This is a genomic window from Burkholderia sp. Bp8963 (genome assembly GCF_003854275.1).
GTDB lineage: Bacteria > Pseudomonadota > Gammaproteobacteria > Burkholderiales > Burkholderiaceae > Burkholderia.
In genome coordinates, this window is the sequence record NZ_QTQP01000017.1 from 11430 (window position 1) to 23200 (window position 11771).

The window sequence follows — 11771 nt, forward strand, 5'->3', positions numbered from 1 at the left end:
GACGAGTCGCGACCGGCCGCGCGTACCGGTTAGAATGCGCGCAGCACATCCGCCTTCCGGGCGGATACTCCAAAACGTCGGGCGTGATGCGTCGTGCCCGTGCCAACGGCCATCGGGCGGCCGGCTCCGCGCATGTTGCGCGGCACGGCCGGCCCCTGCCGGGCGCCGGCTGCGCGCATTGCATGGCGCGCCGGCGGGGGCGCATGCGCCGGCGTTTGGCGATCTCGATCGGATGCTCCCCGGACATGTCGACTCCCGCCGTTCTGCTGCTCGTCCTGCTGATCAACTGCGTCGCGACGTCGGCGGTGCTCGGCTCGCTGTGGCGCGCCGACGTGCCGGGCGTGCGCCGCTGGCTCGCGTCGCAGGCGCTGCTCGCGATGGCGGTCGGCGCGTTGCTCGCCGCGCCGTCGTCGCCGGCGGTCATCGCCGTCGCCGGTACGCTGTACGTCTGCGCAACGCTCGCGATCCTGCAGGGCTTCCGGCAATTCTTCGGCGTGCGGCCCGTGCATCGTGCCGAGCTGGCTGCTGCGACGCTGCTGGCGGCTGCGCTCGTCGGCTGCGCATTGGCCGGATCGCTGCCGAACCTGCGCGTCGTGCTCGTGTCCGCGATGGCCGTGTACGTCCGCGTCGCGATCGGCTGGCTTGCCTATCGGCGGCGGCCCGTGCACCGTCCGGCATTCGCTTACGGGTTCGTGTGGGTGGTCGCGATCGCCGGGGCAATCGTCCAGTTCGCGCGCGGCGCCGCGTTCGCGCTCGGGCAGCGCGCCGACACGTCGCCGCTGCATCCGGCGCCGCTGAACGTCGTGTTCATCGCGCTCGGCGTGCTGAGCCTGCTGTGCCTGTCGATGGGCGTCGTGATGCTCGCGCACGACCGCATGGCCGAACGTCTCGAGCGGCTCGCGACCATCGACGGCCTGACCGGCGCGCTGATGCGCGGCGCGTTTCTCGACCAGGCCGAGCAGTGCTGCCGGCGCGCGGCGCGCACGGGTGCGCCGCTGTCGCTCGTCATCGTCGACCTCGACCACTTCAAGACCATCAACGATCGCCACGGACATGCGGCGGGCGATCACGCGCTCGAGCATTTTGCCGCGGTCGTGTCCGTCGGCATCCGGCCGTGCGACCTGTTCGGGCGGCTCGGGGGCGAAGAGTTCGCGGTGCTTTGTCCGGACACGGTTGCCGCCGACGCGACGCGCGCGATCGAGCGCCTGCGTGCGTCGCTGGCGCGCGCCGCGGGAGCGGCTGCGAGCAGCGGCGGCATCGGGTTCACGTTCAGCGCGGGCGTGGCCGAGCGCGCCACCGACGAGCCGTTGTCGCAGCTGATGGCCCGCGCCGATGCCGCGCTCTATGCGGCGAAGGCGGCCGGGCGCGACCGCGTGATCGTCGCGCCGGCGCAGCGCGCGGGCGTCGCGGCTGAATCCAGGCAACGCGTCGCCTGAAGGGAAGGTCGTCGCGACCTGCCGCCGTCACACGCGTGCATGACGGGCGCGAAGACCAGGCCGGATAAAAAAAACGCCAACCCTTACGGGTTGGCGTTTCGCTTGTGGTACTACGGGTATCAGAACTGGTTCATCGTGTTGTCTTTACCCGCCGCTTTCAGGGCCGCGTCGCCGCTGAAATACTCCTTGTGGTCGTCACCGATGTCCGAGCCGGACATGTTCTGGTGCTTGACGCAGGCGATGCCCTGGCGGATTTCCTTGCGCTGCACGCCAGCCACGTAACCCAGCATGCCCTGGTCGCCGAAGTATTCCTTGGCCAGGTTGTCCGTCGACAGTGCGGCCGTGTGGTAGGTCGGCAGCGTAATCAGGTGGTGGAAGATACCGGCTTCGCGCGACGCGTCGGCCTGGAACGTACGGATCTTTTCGTCGGCGAGCGCCGCCAGTTCGGTCTGATCGTATTCCACGCTCATCAGCTGCGCGCGGTCGTATGCCGACACATCCTTGCCTGCGGCCTTCAGCGCGTCATACGCCTGCTGGCGGAAGTTCAGCGTCCAGTTGAACGACGGGCTGTTGTTGTACACCAGCTTGGCGTTCGGGATGACCTTGCGGATCTCGCTGACCATGCCGCCGATCTGGGCGATATGCGGTTTTTCGGTTTCGATCCACAGCAGGTCGGCGCCGTTTTGCAGCGACGTGATGCAATCCAGTACGCAGCGCGCTTCGCCCGTGCCGGCGCGGAACTGGAACAGGTTGCTCGGCAGGCGCTTCGGACGCAGCAGCTTGCCGTCGCGCTTGATGACGACGTCACCGTTGCCCAGTGCGTCGGCCGAAATTTCGTCGCAATCGAGGAACGAATTGTATTGGTCGCCCAGGTCGCCCGGCGTGTGGGTCACGGCGATCTGCTTGGTCAGGCCGGCGCCCAGCGAGTCGGTACGGGCCACGATGACGCCGTCGTCCACGCCCAGTTCCAGGAACGCGTAGCGGACGGCACGGATCTTGGCCAGGAAGTCCTCGTGCGGCACGGTGACCTTGCCATCCTGGTGGCCGCACTGCTTCTCGTCGGACACCTGGTTTTCGATCTGAATGCAGCATGCGCCCGCTTCGATGAACTGCTTGGCCAGCAGGTAGGTTGCTTCGGCGTTGCCGAAACCCGCGTCGATGTCGGCGATGATGGGCACGACGTGGGTGACGTGGTTGTCGATCTTTTGCTGGATGGCGGCCTTGGCAGCAGCGTCTTTGGCAGCATCCAGCTCGCGGAACAGGCCGCCCAGTTCACGGGCGTCGGCCTGGCGCAGGAACGTGTACAGCTCGCGGATCAGCGCGCTGACGGAGGTTTTTTCGTGCATCGACTGGTCCGGCAGCGGACCGAACTCGGAGCGCAGCGCGGCCACCATCCAGCCGGACAGGTACAGGTAGCGGCGCTCGGTGCTGTTGAAGTGCTTCTTGATGGAGATCATCTTCTGCTGGCCGATGAAGCCGTGCCAGCAACCCAGCGACTGCGTGTACTTGGCCGGGTCGGCATCGTAGGCGGCCATGTCGGCGCGCATGATCTTCGCGGTGTACCTGGCGATGTCCAGGCCCGTCTTGAACTTGTTCTGGGCACGCATGCGAGCGGCATATTCGGGATTGATCGCATCCCACGCGCTGCCGTGTGCCTCTTTCAAACCGGCAACTGCCTTGATGTCGTCCTGATACTGGGCCATGTGAATCTCCTGAGAAGAAAGCGCGTTTGAAAAGATGCTTGAGCGTGCCGCTGCGTTTGTCGAAGCGAACTGCATGACCAAATAGTAACGCCGCCTTGATGCGTTTCGGTGATGTCTTATATAAGACATAAGACATTATTTTTTCTTATTTTTCAATGAGATAGATCGCTATTTTTGCGATGTAAAACATGTTTTCAAGCGGCGAAAAGACGGTGCTGCGGAAACCCGGCGTGAGTTCCGCAATGTGAAACGCGCTTTCGGGTGCTGGAGGCAGGGGGCAAGCACGGATGGCTCGAGCCGCGATGGCTGGGGGAGTAATTGTGTAGACAGGACGGCCGCCTGACGGCGGACAAGGCGGGGGTGAATCGGTCGTGCCTGCATCCGGGCTGGCCGCTGCCTTCACGGAAATCAAGGAACTGCAGCGGCTACTCGGGAAGAAGACGGCGCGGCAGGCAGCCGGGTTGAGCGTGCAGGGAAAGCTACTTTCTGGCGCCTTGACCCTGTACTTGGCGCCGGAAATGACGATATGCGGTCAAGCATACCGTCACGTAACACTGGCTGAAGCTGGCTGAAGCTGGATGCTACGAGATGACCCTATATGGCCGATCAGCCGAAAGTCGCGTTATTTCAACGGCTTTTGGTCATCCTGAGACGTCGACAGCATCCTTTCGACGTACCGCGCGATCATGTCGACTTCGAGATTGACGAGGCTGCCGGCCTTCAGGTGGCGCAGCGTCGTGACCTCGACCGTATGCGGAATCAGGTTGATCGAGAATTCGCAGCCGTCGGCGCGGTCGGTGACCGCGTTGACGGTCAGGCTTACGCCATTGACCGTGATCGAGCCCTTGTACGCGAGATAGCGGCCGAGTTCGCGCGGCGCGACGATGCGCAGCTCGTGCGACTCGCCGACCGGCGCGAAGTGCGACACGGTGCCGAGCCCGTCGACGTGGCCCGACACGATGTGTCCGCCGAGCCGGTCGTGTGCGCGCAGCGCCTTTTCCAGATTGACGTCGCCGGGCTCCGCGAGACCGACCGTGCGGTTCAGGCTCTCGCGCGACACTTCGACGTCGAATCCGGCGTCGGTCTTCTCGATTACCGTCATGCACGCGCCCTGGATCGCGATGCTGTCGCCGAGCGCGACGTCGGCGAGGTCGAGCCCGCCGGCCTGCACGGCCAGGCGCACGCCGGCATCGGGCGATGCGCCGAGCGGTTCGATCGATTCAATGCGGCCGACAGCCGCGACAATTCCGGTAAACATCGTGACGATTCCGTTCAATGAGAGGCGGTGGGCGGCGCGAAGCGCGCCAGGATCCGCAGATCGTCGCCGATCCGCTCGATGTGGTGAAACGTGAGCCGCGCGCGGGCGTCGAGGCTCGCCGGCGCGGCGAGGTCGAACATGCCGGCCGCGTCGGCGCCGAGCAGGCTCGGCGCGAGATAGACCAGCAGTTCGTCGACACAGTGCTCGCGCAGCAGCGAGCCGTTCAGCTTGTGGCCGGCCTCGACGTGCAGTTCGTTGATGCCGCGTGCGCCGAGCGTCATCAGCAGCGCCGGCAGGTCGACCTTGCCATACGCGTTCGGCAGCGGCACGATTTCCGCGCCGCGCGCCTTCAGCGCAGTCGCGCGCGCTTCGCCCGCGTCGTCGAGCCGGCCGCAGAAAATCAGCAGCGGCGCGCCTTCGAGTAGGTGCGCGTCGAGCGGCAGCTCGAGCCGGCTGTCGACCAGCACGCGCAGCGGCTGGCGCGGTGTGTCGATGCCGCGCACGGTCAGTTGCGGGTTGTCCTCGCGCACGGTGCCGATGCCGGTGAGGATCGCGCACGCGCGCGCGCGCCACGCATGGCCGTCGAGCCGCGCGTCGTCGCCGGTGATCCACTGGCTCTCGCCGGACGGCAGCGCGGTGCGGCCGTCGAGCGACGCGGCGGTCTTCATCCGCACCCACGGGCGGCCGCGCGTCATCCGCGACACGAAGCCGATGTTGAGCTCGCCCGCTTCATGCGCGAGCAGCCCGCAACGCACGTCGATGCCCGCGTCGCGCAGCACGCCGAGGCCGCGCCCCGACACCTGCGGATTCGGGTCTTCCATCGCGGCGACGACCTTCGCGACGCGCGCGTCGATCAGCGCGTTCGCGCACGGCGGCGTGCGGCCGAAGTGGCTGCACGGCTCGAGCGTTACGTAAACGGTCGCGCCCGCGACGTCGTGGCCGCGCGAACGCGCATTCTTCAGCGCCTGCACTTCAGCGTGATCCTGGCCGGCCGGCTGAGTGAAACCTTCGCCGATCACGTCGCCGTCCTTGACGATCACGCAGCCAACGCGCGGGTTCGGCGTCGTCGTGTACATCCCGCGCGCGGCCAGCGCGAGCGCGCGCTGCATGTGGGCGAAATCGGTGTCCGAGAACATCCGCGCGGCCCCGGGTCAGGCCGCCAGCGCGGCGAACGCGCGGCGTGCGGCGGCGAGCGTCGCGTCGATCACCGCGTCGTCGTGCGTGCTCGACACGAAGCCGGCTTCGTATGCGGACGGCGCGAAATAGACGCCCTCGTCGAGCATCAGGTGGAAGAAGCGGTTGAAGCGCTCGATGTTGCTCTGCGTGACTTCGGCGAAGCTCGCCGGCACGCGCTCGGCGAAGTACAGGCCGAACATCGCGCCGATCGAATCGGCCGCGAACGGCACGCCGGCCGCGCGCGCCTCGGCGGCGAGGCCGTCGGCCAGGCGCTTGGTCTGCGCAGTGAGCGCGTCGTAGAAGCCCGGCGCCTGGATCAGCTGCAGCGTCTTCAGGCCCGCGGCGACCGCGATCGGGTTGCCCGACAGCGTGCCGGCCTGGTAGACGCCGCCGAGCGGCGCGAGGTGGGCCATGATGTCGCGGCGGCCGCCGAACGCGGCGGCCGGCATCCCGCCGCCGATCACCTTGCCGAGGCAGGTGAGGTCGGCGGTGATCCCGTAGTACGCCTGCGCGCCGCCGAGCGCGACGCGGAAGCCGCACATCACCTCGTCGAAGATCAGCACCGCGCCGTGCTTCGTACACAGCGCGCGCAGCGCGTTCAGGAATTCCGGCGTGCCGCGCACGAGGTTCATGTTGCCGGCGACCGGCTCGACGATCACCGCGGCGACTTCGTCGCCGAACGCGCCGAACGCTTCTTCCAGCGCGGCGACGTTGTTGTATTCGAGCACGGTCGTGTGCTTCGCGATGTCGGCGGGCACGCCGGCGGAGGTCGGGTTGCCGAACGTCAGCAGGCCCGAGCCGGCCTTCACGAGCAGGCTGTCCGCGTGGCCGTGATAGCAGCCCTCGAACTTGACGATGCGGCTGCGGCCCGTGAAGCCGCGCGCAAGGCGCAGCGCGCTCATCGTCGCCTCGGTGCCGCTCGACACCATCCGCACCTGTTCGATCGACGGCACGAGCTTGCAGATTTCCTCGGCGATCTCGATCTCGGCCTCGGTCGGCGCGCCGAACGAGAAGCCGTCGGCGAGCACGCGCTGCACGGCCGCGAGCACTTCCGGATGGACGTGGCCGACGATCATCGGGCCCCACGAGCCGATGTAGTCGATGTACTGCTTGCCGTCGGCGTCCCAGAAATACGGGCCTTGCGCACGTGCGACAAAGCGCGGCGTGCCGCCGACCGAACGGAACGCGCGAACCGGCGAGTTGACGCCGCCGGGGATGGTTTTCTGGGCGCGTTCGAAGAGGATCTGATTGTTGGACATGGGCGAAACCTGCGAGAGAACGGCGCGGGGGCCTGTGCACGGGCCGCGGCGCCTGGGCGGAACGATCCGTCCGATTGTACCGGAGACGTACCGGAGGCGCGCGCGGCAAGCCCGTGGGCGGCCTGCGTCCATTCGGCGCGTGGAGGTTTCCGGAGCCGGCAGGGCGGCGACGGGCGGACGCGCGTCGCGAGAACGGTGTGCGTGCGCTCGGGGCGGTGCGTGCGAACGGGCGCTAGCGCGGCGGCTTGCGCTTGCCGGTCAGCTCGGCCCAGCGCTTCTCGAGCGGCCCTTCGACCATCGGCTTGATTGACGTGCCGGAAGTCTGCGCATCCCACGTCTGCACCGAGTAGGGATGGACGCGCAGCGCGTCGCGCGGGATCACGACTTCCTGGTGTCCGTCGACGAGCCAGTCGTAGACGAAGTCGATGCACAGGCGGTAGCCGCGCTTGGTCGATGGATCGGGCACCTCGTACGGCGCGCGCGTCACGTAGCCGGAGCCGAACACGCCCTTGGGCTCCTTCGCGACGCGATGCAGGAACACGCGGTCGCCCGGCAGGATGCTGCGCGCGAAGCCGCAGCCCCACACGTCGTGCACGGCCTCGCCGGCCTTCACGCGCGCGGCGACGTCGGGCAGCTCGGGCCACGGCCATTTCTTGGGGCTCCAGATCAGCAGGAAGGCGGTCATCGGATCGGTCGGCAGCAGGATTGTTCAGACAAGGGCAGCAAGCTTAATCCAATCGGCGCACGGCGGCGCGGCGCGGCGCGTCGTTCCGTGCCGGACGGCAGCGACCGCGCATCGACCGCGCATCGACCGCGCATCGACCGCGCATCGACCGCGCATCGATTTCTGGCGCGGACCGCCTGAAACGGTTGCGCGTACAATCATATGTTCGACGGCGCCGCCTCCGGCTGCCGCCGCCCTGTCCTCACTGCCGTGTGCGCGACCCGAAGTGCGCCGGCACCTTTTTCCGGATTCCCATGTCCCACGTCGTCCGGCGCCGGCCCGATGCCCGGCTGATCCTGTTGCTCGGCGCGCTCGCCGCCTGCGGGCCGATCGCCACCGACATGTACCTGCCGAGCCTGCCGTCGATCGCGGCCGGCTTCTCCGTCAGCCCCGGCGCCGCGCAGCGCACGCTGACGAGCTTCATGGCCGGCTTCTCGATCGGCATGCTGCTGTACGGCCCGCTGTCCGACACGTGGGGCCGCCGCCCCGTGCTGCTCGGCGGCATCGTGCTGTTCACGCTCGCGAGCGTCGGCTGCTTCGTCGCGGGCTCGATCGACATGCTGATCGTCGTGCGCTTCCTGCAGGCGCTCGGCGCGGGCGCCGCGTCGGTGCTCGCGCGGGCGATCGCGCGCGATGCGCACGAGCCGACCGATGCGGCGAAGGTGCTGTCGATGGTCGCGATCGTCACCGCGGTCGGGCCGCTGCTCGCGCCGCTGATCGGCGGGCAGATCCTGCGCTTCGCCGGCTGGCGCGGCGTGTTCGTCGTGCTCGCCGCATTCGGCGCGCTGTGCGCGGTCACCGCGTACCTGCGCGTGCCCGAGACCTGGCCGAAGGAGCGGCGCAAGAGCGCGGCCGTGCTCGCGTCGTTCGCGTCGTACGGGCGGATCCTGTCCGATCCCGTCGCGTGGGGGCACATGCTGTGCGGCGGGATGGCGTTCGCGGCGATGTTCTCGTACATCACGGCCACGCCGTTCGTCTACATCGAGTATTTCCACGTGTCGCCGCAGCACTACGGGTTGCTGTTCGGCCTGAACGTCGTCGGCATCATGATCGGCAACTTCGCGAACACGCGGCTCGTCGGCAGCGTCGGCTCGCTGCGCATCATCGCGGCCGCGTCGCTCGTCAGCAGCATCGCGTCGCTCGCGGTCGCGCTCGTCGCGCTGACGGGGTGGGGCGGGCTGTGGTCGATCGTCGCGTGCCTGTTCTTCGTGGTGGGCGTGGTCGGGATCCTGTCCGCGAACTGCACGACCGACCTGATGCATCGCTATCCGCACAACGCGGGCGCGTCGGCGGCCGTGTTCGGCGCGATGCAGCTTGCGCTCGGCGCGCTGGCGAGCGTCGCGATCGGCGCACTTGCGGACGGCACGCCGTTCGCGATGGGCGTGACGATCGGCATCGCGGGCGTGCTGTGCTTTGTCGGCCGCTATCTCGTGCTGCGCTGGCATGGGTGGCCGGTGAAAGCGGGCGCCTGAATCGGGCCGACGCAAAAGGAAACGCCACCTTGCGCGCTGCGCCGGTGGCGTTTTGTTTTGCAGAGCCGTCGCAATGAAAAAGAAGCCGCCGGGTGCGCACCCGGCGGCCTGCCCGCGCTTCGGCGCCGCGCGTCAGTCCCGCGCCGCGTCCCGCGCTGCCGGCGACGCGCCGTGGCTCAGCCAGTCGAGCACGTCGGACGACTCGTCGTCGCTCGCGCGCGCCTTCGCCTGCGCGACGGCCTCGCTCAGCTCCGCATTCGGCGACGCGCGGCGGATCGCGACGCCGACCGCGAGGATGTCGATCATCAGCAGATGCAGGATCCGCGAGATCATCGACAGCTGCGACTCGCGCATCTCGATGTGATCGGTCTCGAGCGCGACGGTCGCGCGCTTCGCGAGCGGCGTGTTGCTCGACGTGATCGCGATCACCTTCGCGCCGGCCTGCATCGCGACGTCGAGCACGCGCAGCAGTTCGGGCGCGCGGCCCGACTTCGATACCGCGACGATCACGTCGCCCTTGCCGAGCAGCGCGGCCGACGCGGCCTGCATGTACAGGTCGCCGTACGCGATCGTCGGGATCCCGAAGCGGAAGAACTTGTAGTGCGCGTCCTGCGCGACGATGTTCGAGTTGCCGAGCCCGTAGAACTCGATGCGCCGTGCGCCGTTCAGGATCTCGATCGCGTTCTCGACGTGCTCGAAGTTCAGGTGCTCGCGCAGTTGCAGGATCGACGACACCGTGTTGTCGAGCACCTTCGCGCCGAAATCGGTCGCGGTGTCGCCCAGATGCACCTGGCTGTGGCTCATCGGGATCGTGCCGGTGAGGCCCGTTGCGAGCTTCAGCTTGAAGTCGGACAGCCCCTGGCAGCCGAGCGAGCGGCAGAAGCGGATCACGGTCGGCTGGCTGACGTCGGCCTTGCGCGCGATGTCGACGATCGGATCGTTGATGATCGAGCGCGGGTGGTTCAGCGCGAGGTCGGCGACGCGGCGCTCGGCCGGCGTCAGCGCGTCGCGCATCTGGCGGATCCGCTCGAACACGGCCGACGACGCGCCGCCCGAGCGGTTCGACAACTGCTCCGCGAGGATCGCCGACACGCCGAGGAACGCCGGGTATTCGGCGGTGATCAGGTAGGTCGGGATGTTCTCGAGGTAGTGCGTGAAGCGGCCCTTCGCCTCGAAGCGCGCGCGGAACGACGAGCGCGTGAACAGTTCGCCGAGCTTCAGTGCGACGCCACCGCCGATGTACACGCCGCCGAGCGCGCCGAGCGTCAGCGCGACGCTGCCCGCGAACGAGCCGAGCATCCCGCAGAAGCATTCGACCGTCTCGAGCGCGAGTGCATCGCCCGCATGCGCGCGCTCGACGACCTCGGCGGTGTCGACGTTCGTCGCGACGCGCTTCTTGTCGCGTGCGGCGAGCGCGCGATAGATGATCTCGATGCCGGGCCCCGCGCACACGCGTTCGAACGACACGTGCGGAAACTTCTTGCGCGCGTACTGCAGCACGAGATCCTCGCGCTCGTCCTGCGGCGCGAACGACGCGTGGCCGCCTTCGCTGCCGAGCGCGATCCAGCGGTCGTCGGCCGGGATCAGCCCCGACACGCCGAGCCCCGTGCCGGGCCCGAGCAGCCCGATCACGCTGTTCTGGCGGCGCGCGCCGCCGCCGATCTGCACGCGCTGCGCATCGGTCAGGCCCGGCAGCGCCATCGCGAGCGCGGTGAAATCATTGACGACGAGCAGCGTGTCGAAGCCGAGCGCGCGGCGCGTCGCCTCGATCGAGAAGCTCCAGTCGTGATTGGTCATCGTGACCTGGTCGCCGTCGACCGGGTTCGCGATCGCGATCGCCGCGTGGTTCACGCGGGCGATCTTCACGTCCTTCAGGTATTTGCGGATCGCGTCGGTGAGCGTCGGATACTCGGCGCCAGGGTAGACGCGAATCTGCGTGATCTCGCCCGGGCCGGTTTCCAGCGCGAAGCGCGCGTTGGTGCCACCGACGTCCGCGAGCAGGCGCGGGCCGTCGGCATGCTGGCCCGCGGCGGCGACTTTACTTTGCGCACCAGTAGACATCGAGTCGAGTCCCCTTGTCGTTGGCCAGTTGCGAAATGGCGTTGCGCTGCAGCGACGAGGCGGCGGCCTCGAGCACCTCGCGTTTGCGGCTGCCCGCGATCAGCAGGAACAGCCGGTCGATGCGCTTCAGCGCATCGAGCGAAAAGCTCACGCGCGCGTGGGGCGCCGCGCCCGGATGCACGGCGACGAAGCGCTCGGCGGTCGCGATCGCGTGGTCCCATTCGGGCGCGTCCGCGAAGATCGACGCGGTGTGGCCGTCCTCGCCCATCCCGAGCACCGCGACGTCGGGCACGCGGTGCGCGGGGTTCGCGTTCAGCGCGGCGACATGCGCGTCGAGCGCGGCGCGCGTATCGACGAGCGGCAGGAAGGCCGCGGGCGCGGCCGCATGCTGCAGCAGCGTGTCGCGCACGAGGTGCGCGTTGCTCGCCGCGTCGTCTTCCGGCACCCAGCGGTCGTCGACCAGCGTGACGTCGACATGCGACCAGTCGAGCGCCGCGTGCGACAGCGTCTGCAGGAACGGGCGCGGGCTGGTGCCGCCGGACACCGCGAGCGTCGCGCGCGCGGGGCGGGCGAGCACCGCGCGCAGCGCGTCGCCGACCGCCTGCGCGAGCGCCTGGCTTTGCGCTTCCTGGGTGTCGAAAGCGTGGATCTCGATCACATCTCCTCCGGACTGCTATTGTCT

9 protein-coding genes are annotated in these 11771 nt (G+C 68.5%); 2 read left to right on the forward strand and 7 right to left on the reverse strand.

Going from position 1 to position 11771, the window contains the following annotated elements; genetic code table 11:
• Positions 1-245: 245 nt before the first annotated feature.
• Complete coding sequence (locus DID96_RS16265) at positions 246-1436, forward strand: GGDEF domain-containing protein (protein WP_124600316.1); 1191 nt, start codon at positions 246-248, stop codon at positions 1434-1436.
• 119 nt (positions 1437-1555) lie between these two features.
• On the opposite strand, the gene DID96_RS16270 is transcribed toward DID96_RS16265, so the two are convergent.
• From DID96_RS16270 to DID96_RS16290, 5 genes are all read right to left on the reverse strand, one after another.
• Positions 1556-3139, reverse strand: coding sequence for an isocitrate lyase (locus DID96_RS16270; RefSeq protein WP_124600317.1), 1584 nt, complete (start codon positions 3137-3139; stop codon positions 1556-1558).
• A 622-nt stretch (positions 3140-3761) separates the two neighbouring features.
• Complete coding sequence (locus tag DID96_RS16275) at positions 3762-4397, reverse strand: riboflavin synthase (RefSeq protein ID WP_124600318.1); 636 nt, start codon at positions 4395-4397, stop codon at positions 3762-3764.
• Between the two features lie 14 nt (positions 4398-4411).
• On the reverse strand, positions 4412-5533 hold the full coding sequence (ribD, locus tag DID96_RS16280) for a bifunctional diaminohydroxyphosphoribosylaminopyrimidine deaminase/5-amino-6-(5-phosphoribosylamino)uracil reductase RibD (RefSeq protein WP_124600319.1): 1122 nt from the start codon (positions 5531-5533) through the stop codon (positions 4412-4414).
• A gap of 15 nt (positions 5534-5548) precedes the next feature.
• Positions 5549-6832, reverse strand: coding sequence for a glutamate-1-semialdehyde 2,1-aminomutase (gene hemL / locus DID96_RS16285; protein ID WP_124600320.1), 1284 nt, complete (start codon positions 6830-6832; stop codon positions 5549-5551).
• A 232-nt stretch (positions 6833-7064) separates the two neighbouring features.
• On the reverse strand, positions 7065-7517 hold the full coding sequence (locus tag DID96_RS16290) for a hypothetical protein (RefSeq protein WP_124600321.1): 453 nt from the start codon (positions 7515-7517) through the stop codon (positions 7065-7067).
• 293 nt (positions 7518-7810) lie between these two features.
• Between DID96_RS16290 and DID96_RS16295 the strand changes: the two genes are divergently transcribed.
• Entirely contained in the window at positions 7811-9028 is a 1218-nt protein-coding gene (locus DID96_RS16295; protein ID WP_124600322.1) for a Bcr/CflA family multidrug efflux MFS transporter, read from the forward strand.
• A gap of 132 nt (positions 9029-9160) precedes the next feature.
• Here DID96_RS16295 and DID96_RS16300 read toward each other — a convergent pair whose 3' ends face one another.
• On the reverse strand, positions 9161-11089 hold the full coding sequence (locus DID96_RS16300; RefSeq protein WP_124600323.1) for a bifunctional transcriptional regulator/glucokinase: 1929 nt from the start codon (positions 11087-11089) through the stop codon (positions 9161-9163).
• Positions 11067-11747, reverse strand: coding sequence for a 6-phosphogluconolactonase (pgl, locus tag DID96_RS16305; RefSeq protein ID WP_124600324.1), 681 nt, complete (start codon positions 11745-11747; stop codon positions 11067-11069). Before pgl ends, DID96_RS16300 begins: the two co-directional genes overlap by 23 nt.
• Positions 11748-11771: the final 24 nt, after the last annotated feature.